Consider the following 16473-nt stretch of genomic DNA (forward strand, 5'->3'; position numbering starts at 1 on the left):
TCGTCGGTAACACCCGGCCCCGCACGGAAGAAGGTGCGCTCGATGACGAGTACGACCCCGGCGAACCTCACCGGCCAGCCCCTGCCCGCGACCGTCGGCGGCGTAGCAGGCGCTCCGTCCGCTGCCCGCGCGGCCGCGCTGGTAGCCCGCGTGACCGGGGGCGCCGACAACGCGCCCGTGCAGATGACCGCGCCTTTCACCGGGCAGCCGATCACCTCGCTCCCCCAGGCCGACGACGCCGAAGTACGCGCCGCCTTCGCCTCCGCGCGGGAGGCCCAGCGCGAGTGGGCCGCACTGTCCGCGGCCCGGCGCCAGCAGTTCCTCCTGCGCCTGCACGACCTGGTGCTCGCTCGCCAAGCGGAAGTCCTGGACCTGGTCCAGGTCGAAGCAGGCAAGGCCCGGATCGACGCGTTCGACGAGGTCAGCGCCACCGTCCTGGTCGCGGCCTACTACGGCAAACACAGCGCGAAGATCCTCTCCCCGCGCCGCGCCCCCGGCGTGATCCCCGGCCTGACCCGAGCAGGCGAACTGCGGCACCCCAAGGGCGTCGTCGGCATCATCTCGCCCTGGAACTACCCGCTCGCGCTGACCGCGATGGACGTCTTCCCCGCGCTCGCCGCCGGAAACGCCGTGGTGCAGAAGCCGGACAACCAAACCGCCCTGTCCGCGCTGTGGCTGCAGGAACTGGCCGAGGAAGCCGGACTGCCCGCGGGCCTGTGGCAGATCGTGCTGGGCCGAGGCTCGCAAATCGGCGACGCCCTGCTGGAGGAATGCGACTACCTCTGCTTCACCGGCTCCACCCCCACCGGCAAGGACCTGGCGGGCCGGATCGCACAACGGCTCACCAGTTATTCGCTGGAACTGGGCGGCAAGAACCCGATGATCGTCCTGCCCGACGCCGACATCCCCAAAGCCGCGGCAGGGGCGGTAACGGCGTGCTTCTCGTCAGCAGGCCAGCTGTGCGTGTCGGTGGAGCGGATCTACGTGCACGACAGCATCCGCGAGGAGTTCACCCGCGAATTCGTAGCGCGCACAGCCGCGCTCCGCCTGGGCGGTTCTCTGGACTACCACGCCGGCATGGGTTCGTTGACCTCGAAAAGCCAGCTGGAAACAGTGTCCGCGCACGTGGAAGACGCCCGAACGAAGGGCGCAAAGGTACTGACCGGCGGACGCCCCCGCCCGGACCTGGGCCCGTTGTTCTACGAGCCAACGGTCCTGACGGACGTCCGCCCCGGAATGACCCCGTTCGCCTCGGAAACCTTCGGCCCAGTGGTTTCGATCTACGGGTTCAGCGACGTCACGGACGCGATCGAACGAGCGAACGACACCCCCTTCGGCCTGAACGCAAGCGTATGGACGCGAAGGGGCCGAGCAGGCTGGGAAGTCGGCGCACGCCTGAAGGCAGGCACCGTGAATGTCAACGAGGGCTACGCAGCAACCTTCGGAACAGTAGGCGTCCCCATGGGCGGTATGAAGGAATCCGGCGCAGGCCGCCGCAACGGCGCAGAAGGCCTGCTGAAGTACACCGAACCCCAGTCAATCGCCGTACAGCGAGGAATGGGCTTGCGACCGCCCAAGGGAGTGCCGGGTTCCCTGTGGGCCCGCTTCATGACCGTGAGCATGAAACTCCTGCGGCGCCTGCCGGGCCGCTGAGGTGTCCGTGAGGGGAACCTTCACGGACTTGGAGTCCCTCAGGGTTCCCCTCACCGCCCTTACTCGGGGACGGTGAGCAAGCCGCGGTCGTAAGCGATCGCGACAGCTTCGGCCCGGCGGCTCGCGCCCAGCTTCGCCATCACCCGGGACAAGTGCACGCTTACCGTCTTCTCGGAGATGTACAACTCCTCCCCCACCTGCCGGTTGGTCCGGCCGAGCGCGACGCGCTCCAGCACGTCCCGCTCCCGATCGGTCAAGGGGTTCAGCTGCGGTCGGGCAGGCACAGCCTCGACGCCGGACAGCTCCACCCGAGCCCGATGCGCCACATCCCTTACCGCGTCCCGCAACGGAACAGCGTCCAGCTTCACCGCGACCGAATGCGCCGCCTCCAACGCCTCCGCCGCCCCGGCCCGGCCGGCAGCCAGCAACGCCTCCCCTTGCCGCCACCGGCAAACCGCCTGCTCGTAAACCGCCCCGTACGAAAAAGCCTCAGCCGCTGCAGCCCACAAATCCGGATCCGCCAGCCCCTCCAACGCAGACGCGGCAGCCTCCATCCGCGCCAGCCAGGCCCGCCCCTCCGGCCCCATCGTCCCGGAACGCGGATGCCCCTCGGCAGCACACCGCCGCCCATGCGCCAAAAGCCGACGCCCGACAGCCACAAAGCCATCCGCCGCGGCCTGATCCCCCTTGGCCCGAGCCTCGGCAGCCAACGCGACAGCAGACGGAATCGCCAACGCCACGATCCGAATCCCGCCCAACAGCGCGGACTCGGCCTTCTCCAGCCACAACACCAACTCGTCAGTGATCCGCAACGCCTCGGAATGCTCTCCGCGCCAAGCAGCCAGCTCAATCGCGGCGTCCCCAGCCGCCATCGCGATCTGCAGATCCGCCATCCACTGCTGCCGAAGCCCCGGCAACGCCTTGGCCGCATCAGCGAACCGCCCACGCCCCACCAGGAACAGCACCCAGTTGGCCAAAATCCGGGCAGCGACCGCACTGGACACGCCCCGTCGCGCGCGCCCCGCGGCGTCCTCCTTCGGCCAATCCCCGCTCAGATAACGCAAGTAGAGCAACCGGGCGCGCAACTCCAACCCATACGTACTCCAGGTAAGCCCAGTTTCCTCAGCCCGCGCGACTCCCCGCGCGGCGTGCGCGAGCGCGAGATCCATCTCGGCCTGGTCGTCGTAGCTGAGGGCAAGGAAGTACATCGCGCGAATCTCAACGTTCAACGCACCCGCGTCGTGCGCCTTCTGTTCGGCCTCCCGCAACCGCTCGCGAGCCTCGCCTGCGTCACCCGCGCTGTCGGCCAACGTGCCGAGCGTGACCAGCGCCGACGCCTCAGCACCGACAGCTCCGACGGCGCGCGCGTCAGCGACCGCGGTATGCGCACTGGACAACGCCTCATCAGGCTGGTCACGCAGCCGCTGGAACCCGGCCCGCGAAGCCAGCACCCAAGCCCGCGCACCGCTGGGTTCCCGCTCGGCGACCAGTTCCCAAGCCCGCTCGATCGCCCGAACCGCCTCGTCGAATGTGCCTTCCAAGGTGAGCAGCGTTTCGGCCAGCCGACGCCAGACCTTCGCCGCGTGCTCGGGCGACGCGTCCGGATTGAGCGCTTCGGTGGCTGATCGCGCGTACGCCACGGCACGCTCCGGCTCGCCGGAAGTACCAGCGAAGTACGAGGCTTCGCTGAGCAGCTTCAACTCGTTGACGCCGTCGGGACGGTTTTCCGGAGCCACGGCGTCCCAAATGGACTGTGCTTGCTCGATGTGCCGCAGCGCCGCACCAGGCGCGCCGAGCTTTTCCGCTTCGTCCGCGGCGCGAAGCAAGGCGGCGAGGGCAGTGTCGAAATCCCGGCTTTCCAGGCTGTGGAAGGCCAGCTTCGCGTCGTGGCCGCGGCCCTGCGGCATCGACTTGATCCGCGCCGCGTATCCGGCGTGCATCCGCGTGCGCTCGCCGGGAAGCAGGTCCGCATACACCGCTTCCTGCAGCAAAGCGTGGCGGAAAGTGTAGAAACCGCCCTCGATGACGAGGACGTGGTGCTGCACGGCTTCTCGCAGCGCCTCGTCCAACTCCAGATCGCCGATGCCCGCCACTTGCGCGAGGGCGGCGTGCGAGACCGACTCATTGGCGACCGAGATGACGCGGAGGACCCGGCGCGTCTCGGCGGGAAAACGTTCCAGCCGGGCCAGGAGGACTTCGGCGAGCCCGGCCGGGAGATCTTGGCAGTCGGCACCGGTCGCGAGCAGTTCTTCGACGAAGAACGGATTGCCCTCGGACCGTTCGGCGATGTCCGCGACCACATCCGGCGACAGCGGTTCTTCGGCCAGCGCCGCGACAAAAGCGCGTGCGTCGGCCGGGCCGAACGGGGCCAGTGCGACCTGTTCGACGGTGTTCAGCCGGACCAGTTCGGACAGCAGACCGCGCAGCGGATGCCTGCGGTGGACGTCCTCCTCGCGATAGCTGCCGACGACCAGCAGCCGCTGCGCACGCAACCGGCTGAGCAGGAAGGACAGCAGGTTGCGGGTGGAGGAATCCGCCCAGTGCAGGTCTTCGAGCAGGACGACCACCGGCTGCTCCTGGCCGACCTCGGTCAGCACCCCCAGTACCGCGTCGAACAACTGGAGCTGGCCCAGGTCCTGCTCGGGCCGCACCCGGCGGACGCCCTCGCGCTCCCCTTCGGACACCTGCCCGTGGTCGCCGGTGGCCGCGGGCCGCGGATCGCCGCCTTGCGGCAGCAGCATCCCCAGCGCGGACCGCGCCCGCACCGCGGCCGAAACCGCGGGATCGGCCGACGACCCGAGCGGAGCCAGCGCCTCGGCGAACGGCAGATACGGCAGACCACCGTCGCGCACGTCGATGCACCGGCCGGTGAGCACGAGCCCGCCGCAGCCGGCGACGTGCTCCCCGAGCGCGGTGAGCAGGCGGGTTTTGCCGACCCCGGCGTCGCCCGCGATCAGCACCGCACCTGCTTCTCCGCGCTCTGCGCGCGCGAAGGCCGCTCGCAGCCGCCGCATCTCCTGCGTGCGGGCGACGAGCGGAATACCGGAACCGAGACGAGGCACGAGATGCATTCTCACCTACACCCCCGACAGTTCCGACATGGATTTCCTCGTGGCGGCCGGTTCGGCCAGTGATCTCCGTCCGATCGGCGGACGAAGGAAGCTGCGGGCGGCCCGCCGCGTCGGTCCGGGCGGCGCTCCGGGAACCGATCGGCGCGCGGGCCGCGGCAAGTCTCTGGTGGGCAGGGGCCTCGGTTGACTCGCTGCGGTGCTTCGCGGCGGAAAGCACCGCAGCGACCTCGGCTGCGCGCGAGGCCTGGCACGCGATCCTGAAGTCCGTGAAGGACTCCTTGAGGGAATCTGATTCCCTCAAGGAGTCCTTCACGGACCTCTGCGGGAGCTTCGCGCTGGCGGGCGGAGCGGGCGGAGCGGGCGGAGCGGGCGGAATGTGTCCGGCGGGCGGAGCGGCCGCCCCGGAAACCGTGTTCCGGCCCGTCCGCCCCGCCCGACCCCCTTACCGTCCCCGACCCGGGCCCGGGGGCTCAGGCGCTATGTCGCGCCCGGGCCTCCGGTACCGTCGCCGTCCGCCTCTGCTGGCGCGGCACCTCGACGTTCGTGACGCGGTGTGCGCGCACCCAGCGCACCACCCGGTTGCCGCGGCTCAGGCGGGCCTGGCGGGCGGCGCGGCGCAGTTCGGCCATCCGGTAGTCCACCTCGGCGCGGGTGGCGTCCCAGTTGTAGTCGCTCATCGGATTCTCCCCAGCGGGTCGTCGTTCCTTGGTGACCTCTACTTTCGTGCTGAGGGGCCGGCCCGGACATCAGGTGATCGCCTACACCGAGACGCGAAAAGACCCCTTACCCGCGCTTTCGCCTAGGGAACTCCAGGTCGAGCGGGGTAAGGGGTCTCAGGGCAACGATCAGCCGGCCGAACGGATCAAGCCTGTCCCCGGTCGCGCACCGCGTCCAGCAGGCCCTGCCATCCGGCGGCGGGCAGGCGGAACGCTCCGCCTTCCGGGTCTTTCGAATCGCGCACCGCGGCGCCGCCTGCGACGAAGGCGACCTCGACGCAGTCGTTGCCGCCGCCGCTGTAGCTGCTCTTGCGCCACTGGGCACCGGAAAGGTCGGCCATCATGGTCCCCACATCCTCACTGTCTCGGGTTGGTGTTCCTCGGTTCCTGAACCGCGGCGGCCTGTTCGGCGAACCGGCCGGCCGCGTCGGTGATCAGCGCCACCGAATCGTCCGGTTTCAGCGCTGCTGCGCGCAGGTGGTCGAACATCAGCGCGTAGCGCCGGACGTCTTCGGGCTGTTCGAGGTACAGGCCGCTGGAAGTGCTGTCGTCGACGTAGACCACGTCGGGATCGGCCTGCTCGGGGAAGCCCATGATGAGGAACGGTCCCTCCATGCCGGGGTGCGCCCCGGCGCCGAACGGCACCACCTGGACGGTCACGTTCGGCTTCTCGGCCATCGCGCTCATCCGGTACAGCTGTTCGGCCATCACCTCGGCGCTGTCGACCACGCGGTGCAGCACCGCCTCGTCGATCACCGCCCAGTACTCGACCGGCGGGTCGTCGGCCAGCAGCTGCTGGCGCGCCATCCGCGCGGCGACCCGGCGGCGGGTCTCGGACTCTTCGGCGTCCGGGCGCAGCGCGCGGATCACCGAAAACGCGTAGCGCTCGGTCTGCAGCAGCCCCGGAACCAGCAGCGCCTGGAACGCGCGCAGCGAACTCGCGTCCGCTTCGAGGCCGACGAAGGTGCCGGTGAAGACTTCGTTGTACGCGTGCCACCAGCCGCGTTTGCGCGCTTCGCGCGCCAGCTGGACGAGCGCTTCCTGCCCGTCGCCGGTGATGCCGTACAGCGCGAGCATGTCCCTCGCGTCGCGCGGGGTGACGCCGACGTGGCCGGTCTCGATCCGGCTCACTTTGGACGCTGAGCACTCCAGCTTTTCGCCGACCTCGTCGATGGTGAGATCGGCGGCTTCGCGCAGCCTCCGCAGCTCGCTCGCGAGGCGCCGGCGGCGAACGGTCGGTCCCTGGCCTCTCGCCACGGCAGCACCTCCGGTCCGTATTGTTGCCCGCACTGCATATCTAACCAGGTGATCGACTTGTCAGTGGAGTAATAACACCGGGGAATTCCCGCGGTCGCTCCGGGGAGTTGCCGACACCTGGTTCCGACCTGCATTGTGCAGAGTGCGCTTGTACTCTGGCATCCTGCGGGCCGAGACGCGAATCCAGCCGCGCCGACGGCCCTGAGCAGCGTAGACGACGGCCGTCCTCGGCTATTCGCGGACACCGCGGTAAAGCGGACGACCAGGTGTCCGGGGCCGCCCCCCGACCGGTCCCGGGCACCTTCCTTCGCCTCGCGGTTATTACTCAGACGTGTTTTCCCGCGCAATTTCGCCACGGGAGCGTGGCGGTTTCCGACGATTTCCTTGCAGACAGCCACTCTGCGTGGTCATCGATGGGGTGAACGTCCTTATCGGACCCGCAGCAGTCCTTCTTGGACGACGGTGGCGACGAGGAGGCCGTCGCGGGTGAAGAACCGTCCGGTGGCCAACCCGCGGGCGCCCGAGGCGCTCGGCGACGTGCTGTCGTAGAGGAACCACTCGTCCGCCCGGAATGGACGGTGGAACCACAACGCGTGGTCGAGGCTCGCGCCGAGCACCTTGTCGACGTCCCAGTACACGCCGTGCCGCGCGAGCACCGAGTCGAGCAGCGTCATGTCCGAGGCGTAGGCGAGCACGCAGACGTGCAGCAGCTGGTTGTCGGCCAGGGTTCCGTCGGCGCGCATCCAGACCCGGTGGTGCGCCGGGCGTTCCCCGGTGGTGCGGGTGACCCACGGCGGCTCGCCGATGTAGCGGATGTCGATCGGCCGCGGGACCTCGCTGAAGCGCAGGCCGTAGCCCGCGGTCAGCTCGGGAAAGGTCGGCAGCGTCTCCGGGGCGGGCACGTCCGCCGGCATCGGCTCGGCGTGGTCGATGCCCGGCTCGTCCTTCTGGAACGACGCGGACAGCGAGAAAATCGCCTTGCCGTGCTGGACCGCGACCACGCGCCGGGTGGTGAACGAGCGGCCGTCGCGGATGCGGTCCACTTCGTACACGATCGGGACGCTCGGGTCGCCGCCGCGGATGAAGTACGCGTGCAGCGAATGGACCCGCCGCTCCTCCGGAACGGTCCGGCCCGCCGCGACGAGCGCCTGCCCGGCGACCTGTCCGCCGAACACGCGCACCGACGAGTGCGCGGGCGAGACGCCGCGGTAGATGTTCTCTTCGATCTTCTCCAGGTCCAGCAGCGCGACGAGCTTGTCCAGCACCGGCTGCCCGCCGCCACCGGTGCTCGCGTCGAGTCCGGTGGCGGCTTCCCTGGCCATCTCAGTCATGCCGGAACCCTATGTGTCCGGGGTTCCGCACGTCCCTTATGCGTGGTCGTCTTCACCGAGCCGGTGGACGTGGATCAGGTTGGTCGACCCGACGGTCCCGGGCGGGGAGCCCGCGACGATCACCACGAGGTCGCCGCGCTGGTACTTGCCCATTTCGAGCATCGCGTGGTCGACCTGCTGGATCATCTGGTCGGTGGAGTCCACCCGGGGCACGATCTGCGTCGTGGTGCCCCAGGTGAGCGCCAGCTGGCTGCGGACGCTCTGCTCCGGCGTGAACGCCATCAGCGGCAGCCGCGTGTGCAGCCGCGCGAGGCGGCGCACGGTGTCGCCGGACTGCGTGAACGCGACCAGGGCCTTGGCGTTGAGCCGTTCGCCGATGTCGCGGGCGGCGTAGGAGATCACGCCCCGCTTGGTGCGCGGCACGTGCGACAGCGGCGGCACGACCGGCGAATCCGTCTCGACGGCCTCGACGATCCGGCCCATGGTCTGGACCGTTTCGATCGGGTACCGGCCGACGCTCGTCTCGCCGGACAGCATCACCGCGTCCGCGCCGTCGAGGACCGCGTTCGCGACGTCGGACGCCTCGGCGCGGGTCGGGCGGGAGTTGTTGATCATCGACTCCAGCATCTGCGTGGCGACGATGACCGGCTTCGCGTTCTCGCGGCAGATCTGGATGGCGCGCTTCTGCACCAGCGGGACCTGCTCGAGCGGCAGTTCGACGCCGAGGTCGCCGCGGGCGACCATCACCGCGTCGAAGGCCAGCACGATGGCCTCGAGGTTGTAGACCGCCTCGGGCTTCTCGATCTTCGCGACGACCGGCAGGCGCCCCTTGCCCACGCGGTCCATGACCTGGTGCACGAGGTCGATGTCGGCGGGCGAGCGCACGAAGGACAGCGCGATGAAGTCGACGCCGAGGTGCAGCGCGAACTCCAGGTCCTCGATGTCCTTGTCGGACAGCGCGGGCACCGAGACGTCCATCCCGGGCAGCGACACGCCCTTGTTGTTGCTGACCGGGCCGCCCTCGGTCACCTCGCACACGACGTCCGGGCCCTCGACGTCCTTGACCACCAGGCCGACCTTGCCGTCGTCGACCAGCAGCCGGTCGCCCGGCTTGGCGTCCTTGGCGAGTCCCTTGTAGGTGGTCGAAACCCGGTCGTGGGTGCCGGCGACGTCCTCGACGGTGATCCGGACGACGTCCCCGGTGTGCCATTCCGCCGATCCGCTGGCGAACGTGCCCAGCCGGATCTTCGGTCCCTGCAGGTCGGCGAGGATCCCCACCGCCCGGCCGGTTTCGGCGGCCGCGGACCGGACCAGGTCGTAGACCTGCTTGTGGTCGCTGTGGCTGCCGTGGCTGAAGTTCATCCTCGCGACGTCCATCCCGGCGTCGACGAGTGCCCGCATCTTCTCCGGCGTGGAGGTCGCGGGACCCAATGTACAAACGATCTTCGCGCGTCGGCTCACGTCCGGAGAGCCTAGTCGCTCGGGCCGCTCCCGTCTGTACCGATCCCGAAGTTCCGGCCGCCGAACGCGGGAAGGATTCAGTTCCGGGCACCGGCGTGCGCTGGGCGGCCGCGCCGCGCGCGGGCGCCCGGAATCACCCGAACGGGGGAGGTCGGGCTCAGCGCCGCGGTTTCTCGCTCGGACCCACGTGGTCGCGTGCCCATTCGTTGAATTTCCGCAGCTGACGCCACGATTTCCGCACCCGGTCGAAGGTCTCGCGCTCGTGCAGGAAGTCGTCCGGCTCCCAGGCGCGGACGGCGTACACCGAACGGTGCCGCAACAGGTCGAGGCGCGGATGGTCCTCGGCGAACCCGCGCGGTTTCGACTTCAGCCGGTCGCCGAGAATTTCCCAGCCCGCCTTGCGCAGGCCCGCCAGGATTTTCTCCAGCGCGGGCCCGTGCAGTTCGGTGTCGACCGCCGTGCGGTACCGGGCCAGCTGGTCCGAGGCCAAGTGGAAGCAGCCGCCGCCGACGCGCAGCCCGGCCGGGCCGACCTCGACGTAATACGCTCCCCCGCCGCGGCCGGACTCGATCACGCCGCCGCAGTGCGTCTTGTACGGCGTCTTGTCCTTGGCGAACCGGACGTCGCGATAGGGCCGGAACACCTTCGCCTCGCCGAAGCCCGCGCCGAACTCCGGCTCCAGTTCGGCCAGCAGCGCCTCCATCGGAGCCCGGACGTGCTCCTGGTAGATCGCGACGTGGTCGTCCCAGTAGGCCTTGGTGTTGTCCGCGAGCAGCCCGTCGTAGAACTCGACGGCGTGCTCCCCGAATCCGCTGAACTTCACCCGCAGCACGATAAACCGGGGCACCGACAGAATCGGCGCCCCGGCCGCATCGGGGTGCTACTTGGCGAGCGCGGTGATCAGTTCGCCGTTCGAGGTGTCGCCGGACAGCTCCCAGAAGAAGGTGCCGCCGAGACCCTGCGACCTCGCGTACGACGTCTTGCCCGCGATGGTCGACGGGGTGTCGTAGCTCCACCAGTTCGAACCGCACTTGGCGTACGCGGTGCCCGCGACGGTTCCGGTCGCCGGGCAGCTCGTCTTGAGGATCTTGTAGTCCTCGATGCCCTGCTCGTACTTGCCCGGAGCCGGTCCGGTCGCGGTGCCGCCCGGCGCGCTCTGCGTGACACCGGTCCAGCCGCGACCGTAGAAACCGATGCCCAGCAACAGTTTCGAGGCCGGGACACCCTTGGTCTTGAGCTTCTGGATGGCCGCATCTGAGTAGAAGCCCTGCGTCGGCAGGCCGTTGTACGACGTGAGCGGCGAGTGCGGCGCGGTCGGGCCCTGCGCGGCCCAGGCGCCGAAGAAGTCGTACGTCATCACGTTGTACCAGTCGACATACTGCGCGGCGCCCGCGTAATCGGTGGCGTCGAGCTTGCCGCCGTTGCTGCCGTCCGCGGTGATCGCGGCGGTGACGAGCTTCGACGAGCCGAACTTGGCCCGCGTTGCCGCAAGGAGCTTCTTCAGCGCGTCGGGACCGCTCGTGTCACAGGTGAGACCGCACGCGTTCGGGTACTCCCAGTCGAGGTCGATGCCGTCGAACAGCCCGGCCCAGCGCTTGTCGTTGACGAGGTTGTAGCAGGAGTTCGCGAAGGCTTCCGGGTTCTTCGCGGCCTGCCCGAAGCCGCCGGACCAGGTCCAGCCGCCGAACGACCAGATGATCTTCAGCCCGGGGTGCTTGGCCTTCAGCTTCTTGAGCTGGTTGAAACTGCCCGCGAGCGGCTGGTCCCAGGTGTCGGCGACGCCGTCGACGCTGCCCGCCGCGTCGTAGGTTTTCTGGTAGTCGGCCCACGCGTCGCCGATCGCGCAGCCGCCGCCGGTGACGTTGCCGAAGGCGAAGTTGATGTGCGTGAGCTTGTTCGCCGAGCCGGACGTCTCGATGTTCTTCACGTGGTAGTTGCGGTCGTAGATGCCCCAGTCGGTGAAGTAGCCGACCACTTTCCCGGCCGCGGCCTCGGTTCTCGCGGGCGCGGCCGTCGAAGCGGCGGGGACGAGCGCGGCCGCGGCGGCGAACGCCGCGGTCGCCAGGCCGGCCAGTGCCAGCAGGCGTTTTCTGCGCAAGCGAAGCATCGTTGCTCCCTTCAGGAGTCACCGTCGGTGACGAAGCGGTAACGGTGGGGACGAATGCACCGTAAGTGGACTAGACCACCAGGTCAATGGTTTAGACCATAAAACGGACATTCGGCGGTACTCGCATTCCTTGACAGGCATATGCCCCGCGAGGCAGATTTCCGGGGTGATGCAGACCTTCGACGTGCTGGCCGAACCCCGCCGCCGCGCGCTGCTGGACCTGCTGCTCGAGGGCGAGCGGTCGGTCGGCGAACTGGTGGCCGAACTGCGGCTCAGCCAGCCCGCCGTGTCCAAGCACCTGCGAGTGCTGCGCGAGGCGGGGCTGGTGACCGTGCGGGTGTCCGCGCAGCGCCGCTGCTACCGGCTGCGCGCCGAACCGCTGGCCGAAGTGGACGCGTGGCTCGCGCCGTACCGGCAGTTCTGGGCGGACCGGCTCGACGCGCTCGAACAGCGGCTGGACGAAACCGAGTGAGGAGCACGCCGTGATCCGAGTGGACGGCCGGACCCTGCGGTGCGCCGACGTGGTCGCGGCGGCACACACCGAAGGCCCGCTGGCGATCGACGTGTCCATCGCGGCGATGCGCGCCGCCGAGCATTCGTGGAAGCTGGCCGAAGACCTGAGCACCCGGCGAGTGGTCTACGGCCGCACCACCGGCGTCGGCGCGAACAAGGACGACGCGGTCGACGAACCCGCCGAACACGGCCTCCGGTTGCTGCGCAGCCACGCCGGCGGCAGCGGCGACCTGCTGCCGGACGGCCAGATCCGCGCGATGCTGCTGATCCGGCTCAACCAGCTGCTGACCGGCCGGTCCGGAATCAGCCCGGAGCTGATCAATGCGCTCGCCGAAGCCGTCCGCACCGGCGCGCTGCCAGTAGTGCACCGACTGGGTGCCATCGGCACCGGCGATCTCGCTCCGCTCGCGGAAACCGCACTCGCGTTGGCCGGGGAACGCGCGTGGGCGATCGGCGCGGTGCCACCGGTTCCGGTGCATGCGGGTGATGCGTTGGCGTTCATGAGCAGCAACGCCGCGACACTCGCCGAAGCAACTCTCGCCGCGATGAGCCTCGACACGCTCACTCGCGCGAGCCACGCCGTCGCCGCGCTCACGTATGTGGCTCTCGACGGCAACCCCGAGGCGTACGCGACGCCTGTGCACGAAGCACGTCCGCACGCGGGACAGGTGGCTTGTGCAGCTGAGATGCGTCGGCTGTTGGGCATGCACGGCACGCCTAAACCGGGGCGTCGGCTTCAGGATCCCTTCGGGCTGCGCGCTTTTCCTCAGGTGCAAGGTCCTGCGCTGGACGCGATCCACTATCTGCGGGATGTGCTCGCCGTGGAGATCAATGCCAGCACGGAGAATCCGATGATCTCCACAGTGCACGGCGATGCTTACCACCATGCGCACTTCCACACCGCGTACGTCTCGACCGCGCTCGATCAAGCCCGTGCGACTGTGCATCAGGTGGCGGAGCTGTCCGTGGCTCGGTTGGGTGATCTCGTGGAACCGGAATTCACTGGCTTGCGGCCGTTTCTCGCGGTCGGGCCGCCGGGGAGTTCCGGGGTGATGATCCTGGAGTATGTCGCGCACGACGCGCTTACGGAACTGCGGCAGGCGGCTTTGCCTGCGACGCTGGGGACTGCCGTGGTGTCGCGCGGGATCGAGGACCACGCGAGCTTCTCGACCCAGGCCGCGCGGGCCGCCACTGCGGCCGCGGCTGCTTATCGGCAGGTGCTGGCTTGCGAGCTGGTGGCGGCGGTGCGGGCTCTGCGGATTCGGAAGGCTGAGCTGGTGGACCTGCCGGTCCGAGCGGCTTTCGCGGCCGCGGTGGGGGTGCTGGACGAGCGGTTGGAGGATCGGCCGTTGACTGAGGACATCGCGAAGGCGGCCGGGGTTCTCGATGAACTGGCGCGGATCTGACTGACCACAGCGGACATTCAGTCCCCGGCCACCACGTCCCGCCGCAAAGCCGAGAACAGTTCCTTCGCCTGCGCCCGATCCCGAGCCGCGGCAACGCTATCGCCGCGCCGCTCCAGCAAACCGGCGTGCGCCGCGTGAACCCGGGCGAGCAAGTACGGTGAAGCCATCCGTTTGGCCAGCACGTGTGCTTCTCCGAGGCTTTCCTCCGCCAAGACAAAGGATCCGCGGCGCAGCGCGGCAAGTCCCTGCACCCGAAAAGCATCCGTGCGGGCAAGAATGTGGTCGATGTGCTCAGTACAAGCCACAGCCTCCGCGGCAGTCTCCCCGGCGGCAACCGGATCGCCGGCCGCCAGTTGGGCCTCGGCCAGGAACGGCAGTGCGTCGGTCATCTGCCAGCTCCGCTCACCCTGCATCGCGAGCAACGGCAGCAACCGGCGTACCCCGCGCGCAGGACGCCCCGCACGTACGTCGTTCTCCGCCAGCTGCGCGGACGCGTTGCAGATAATGTCGGCATTGTCGCTTTCCCGCCCCAGCCGAAGCACTTGAGTCAGATCGTCGGCCGCCGCTTCGAAGCGTCCGCAGGCTGACCACAGTGCGCCCCGGCCGATGAGGGCCATCGCGCCGCACATGGGCGACCTGCCGTGTCCCGCGAGTTCCAGCGCCTGGCTGAACCGCCGCGAAGCGTCGCCCCAGCGGCCGACGTAGACCGCGCTCGCGCCGAGGTTGCAGACGGACCGGCTGAGCAGTTCCCGGTCGCCTAGCTCCTCAGCCAGCAAGAGGATTCGCTCGAACTGCCGGTCGGCCCGGGCCAGCTCGCCGCGGTAGTGGTGCAGCACGGCGACGCCGGTCAGCGCGCGGACGACGATCTCCCGGTCGCCGCACAGTTCCGCGGTGGCAGCGGCGGTGTGCAGATCTGTCAGCGCTTCGTCGTTGCGGCCGAGCAGTCGCAGTGCCAGGCCTCGACGCAGGTGTCCGCCCGAGAGGCCGTGCTCGTCGCCCACCGCTTCCGCAGCGACGATCGCGGCGGTGGAAACCTCGACGGACTCCCGGTAGCGCGTGCTCTGGTAGAGATTCGCGGCGCGAGCCAGCCGCAGCCGGACGGCCGATCCGCCGGGGCGGTCCTCGGTCAGCGTCGGCGCGATCCGGGCCAATCCCTCGCGCGGAGTGCCGCGTTGGTAGTGCAGGTAGCCGATCCGGGCGATCACCAGGCGTTGCCGTTCCTCGTCGCCTTCCTTGCGGTACACCAAAAGCGCGCGTTCGGCGGCGGCGAGCGCGGCGTCGTAACGGCCTGCTGCGGCGAGCGCGTCCGCCCAGGCTTCGGCGGCCTCGGCGACAGCGGCCTGCGAACCGGTGCGGTCCAGCAGATCGACCAGTGCGCCCAGGTGCTGGGCGGCTGTGTCGTGCGCGGCTTGTCTGCTGGCTTTCTCCGCGGCATGCCGCAGGGTCTGCGCGGCCCGTTCGGTGTCCTGCGCGTGCGTGTAGTGATACGCCGCGGCCGCGCCGCCCAGTGCCTCGGCCAGTCTGCGGTGCAGCACATGCCGACGGCTTGGCGGCAGGTCTCCGTTCATCACCTCGGCGACCAGTTCGTGGGTCAGCCGGACACCCTCGGCGTTTTCGTCCAGCAGCCGCGCGGTGTGCGCGGGTGCCAGCACTTCGGACAGCTCGGCCGGATCCAGCCCGGCAGCGGCGGCGAGGACGTCCGGGTCCATCCGCTGCTGCCCCACCGCCAGCAGCGTCAGCACCTCGGCCGTCCGTTCGGGCAGAGAACCGAGCTGCCGCCGCACCGCGTGCGCCAATCCCCACGGCAGTTCCGCGGGCGGTTTGCCGGATCTGCCCAGTACGTGTCCCAGTTGGACCAGGAACAACGGGAGACCGCCAGCGAGCCGGAGCACCCGTTCGCGAGCGGACTGCCCCACCTCGGTCCCGGCGCTGTGGTGCAACAGCATCGTCGCGTCGTCGTCCGCCAGCGGGGCCAGGGAATGCTGTGTCAGCAAGCCTTTCCGGTACAAATCGAGCAGCGTGTCGGCCAACGGTTCGGCCGCGGCGATCTCGGTGTCGCGGTAGGCGGCGAGGAAGCGGACCCGGTCCGGCCGGACGTCCTGGACTAGCGACGCCAGCAGCGCGAGGCCGTCCGGGCCAGCCCATTGGAGGTCGTCCAGGATCACGAGCACGCCATGCCGCCGTGCGAGCGTGTCGAGGAACCGCGCGGCCTCGGCGAACATCAGCCAGCGTGGCGGGGCTGGTTCGGCGGTGCGTTGCTCGGGCAGCAGGAACGCCAAGCCAGGCCCGGCGGGGTGCTCCGACGCGTGCCGGGCGAACGCTTCGGAGAGCGGCGCGTACGGCTCTCCGCCATGCCGGGAGCAGGCCGTGGAAAGCACCACCGTGCCCCGGGTTTCGGCCAGCGTCGCGGCTTCGGTCAGCAGCCGGGTCTTGCCGATGCCGGTCTGTCCGGCGAAGACCAGAAACGACTTGCCCGTGCCGGAAATGTGTTTGTCCAGCAAGGCGTTTTCCTCGACGCGGCCGATGAGATCCGGTGCCGGACGAGGCCGCGGGACCGGGTCGTCCGGCGGACGCTGCCTGCCGCGCCGGGCCGCCGCGAGCAGTTCGGCGCGGCCGTCCTCGGGCAGCGCGAGACCGTCGGCGAGGAGGTGCACGGTGACCCGCCGCGGATGCCGCTGCCCGCGTTCGAGATTCCCCACGCCGCGGGTGCTCAGGCCGCAGCGCTGCGCCAGTTGTTCCTGCGTCAGCCCGGCCGCCCGGCGCAACCGGACCAGCGTCCGGTCGAACGTTTCCGTCGCGCCGTCCGGCATGTCCCGCACCTCCCGCCGTTCCATGGTCGCTCTCCCCGGGACTGGCGAACATCCTCCGAAGGTCGGGTTCCTCCGCCTGGCACAACAGCCCGTTGTGCCGGTTGTTCCTGGTTCCGCACCGCCTCGGTGAAATCCAATGGCGGCACCG

12 protein-coding genes are annotated in these 16473 nt (G+C 69.6%); 3 read left to right on the plus strand and 9 right to left on the minus strand.

Annotation, left to right across the window (positions count from 1 at the left end; all coding sequences use genetic code 11):
* Positions 1-42: 42 nt before the first annotated feature.
* Positions 43-1653 (plus strand): succinic semialdehyde dehydrogenase, encoded by a 1611-nt coding sequence (locus ABD156_RS06720; RefSeq protein WP_344267804.1) that lies wholly within the window; start codon positions 43-45, stop codon positions 1651-1653.
* A 59-nt stretch (positions 1654-1712) separates the two neighbouring features.
* Here the strand turns inward: ABD156_RS06720 and ABD156_RS06725 are convergent, their stop codons facing one another.
* From ABD156_RS06725 to ABD156_RS06760, 8 genes are all read right to left on the minus strand, one after another.
* Positions 1713-4724: a helix-turn-helix transcriptional regulator gene (locus tag ABD156_RS06725; protein ID WP_344267806.1), complete on the minus strand. Its 3012-nt coding sequence runs from the start codon at positions 4722-4724 to the stop codon at positions 1713-1715.
* Between the two features lie 470 nt (positions 4725-5194).
* A complete protein-coding gene (locus ABD156_RS06730; RefSeq protein ID WP_344267808.1) occupies positions 5195-5401 on the minus strand; it encodes a hypothetical protein in 207 nt (68 codons plus the stop codon).
* A gap of 185 nt (positions 5402-5586) precedes the next feature.
* Positions 5587-5784, minus strand: a complete 198-nt coding sequence (locus ABD156_RS06735) for a DUF397 domain-containing protein (protein ID WP_116202071.1) — start codon at positions 5782-5784, stop codon at positions 5587-5589.
* A gap of 13 nt (positions 5785-5797) precedes the next feature.
* Entirely contained in the window at positions 5798-6697 is a 900-nt protein-coding gene (locus ABD156_RS06740) for a helix-turn-helix domain-containing protein (RefSeq protein ID WP_344267810.1), read from the minus strand.
* 428 nt (positions 6698-7125) lie between these two features.
* On the minus strand, positions 7126-8028 hold the full coding sequence (tesB, locus tag ABD156_RS06745; protein WP_344267812.1) for an acyl-CoA thioesterase II: 903 nt from the start codon (positions 8026-8028) through the stop codon (positions 7126-7128).
* A 36-nt stretch (positions 8029-8064) separates the two neighbouring features.
* Positions 8065-9489 (minus strand): pyruvate kinase, encoded by a 1425-nt coding sequence (pyk, locus tag ABD156_RS06750; RefSeq protein ID WP_344267814.1) that lies wholly within the window; start codon positions 9487-9489, stop codon positions 8065-8067.
* Positions 9490-9646: 157 nt separating this feature from the next.
* On the minus strand, positions 9647-10312 hold the full coding sequence (locus tag ABD156_RS06755; RefSeq protein ID WP_344267816.1) for a DUF2461 domain-containing protein: 666 nt from the start codon (positions 10310-10312) through the stop codon (positions 9647-9649).
* Between the two features lie 57 nt (positions 10313-10369).
* The gene (locus ABD156_RS06760; RefSeq protein ID WP_344267818.1) at positions 10370-11596 is read right to left on the minus strand and encodes a glycoside hydrolase family 18 protein; all 1227 of its coding nucleotides are present in this window, start codon (positions 11594-11596) and stop codon (positions 10370-10372) included.
* Positions 11597-11765: 169 nt separating this feature from the next.
* On the opposite strand from ABD156_RS06760, the gene ABD156_RS06765 reads away from it, so the two are divergent.
* Both ABD156_RS06765 and ABD156_RS06770 read left to right on the plus strand, forming a co-directional pair.
* Complete coding sequence (locus tag ABD156_RS06765; protein ID WP_182890918.1) at positions 11766-12068, plus strand: ArsR/SmtB family transcription factor; 303 nt, start codon at positions 11766-11768, stop codon at positions 12066-12068.
* 10 nt (positions 12069-12078) lie between these two features.
* The gene (locus ABD156_RS06770; protein ID WP_344267820.1) at positions 12079-13515 is read left to right on the plus strand and encodes an aromatic amino acid ammonia-lyase; all 1437 of its coding nucleotides are present in this window, start codon (positions 12079-12081) and stop codon (positions 13513-13515) included.
* A gap of 17 nt (positions 13516-13532) precedes the next feature.
* Here ABD156_RS06770 and ABD156_RS06775 read toward each other — a convergent pair whose 3' ends face one another.
* Positions 13533-16349: an ATP-binding protein gene (locus tag ABD156_RS06775; RefSeq protein ID WP_344267822.1), complete on the minus strand. Its 2817-nt coding sequence runs from the start codon at positions 16347-16349 to the stop codon at positions 13533-13535.
* Between the last annotated feature and the right edge of the window lie 124 nt (positions 16350-16473).

The organism is Amycolatopsis albidoflavus (genome assembly GCF_039525725.1).
Classification (GTDB): Bacteria; Actinomycetota; Actinomycetes; order Mycobacteriales; family Pseudonocardiaceae; genus Amycolatopsis; species Amycolatopsis albidoflava.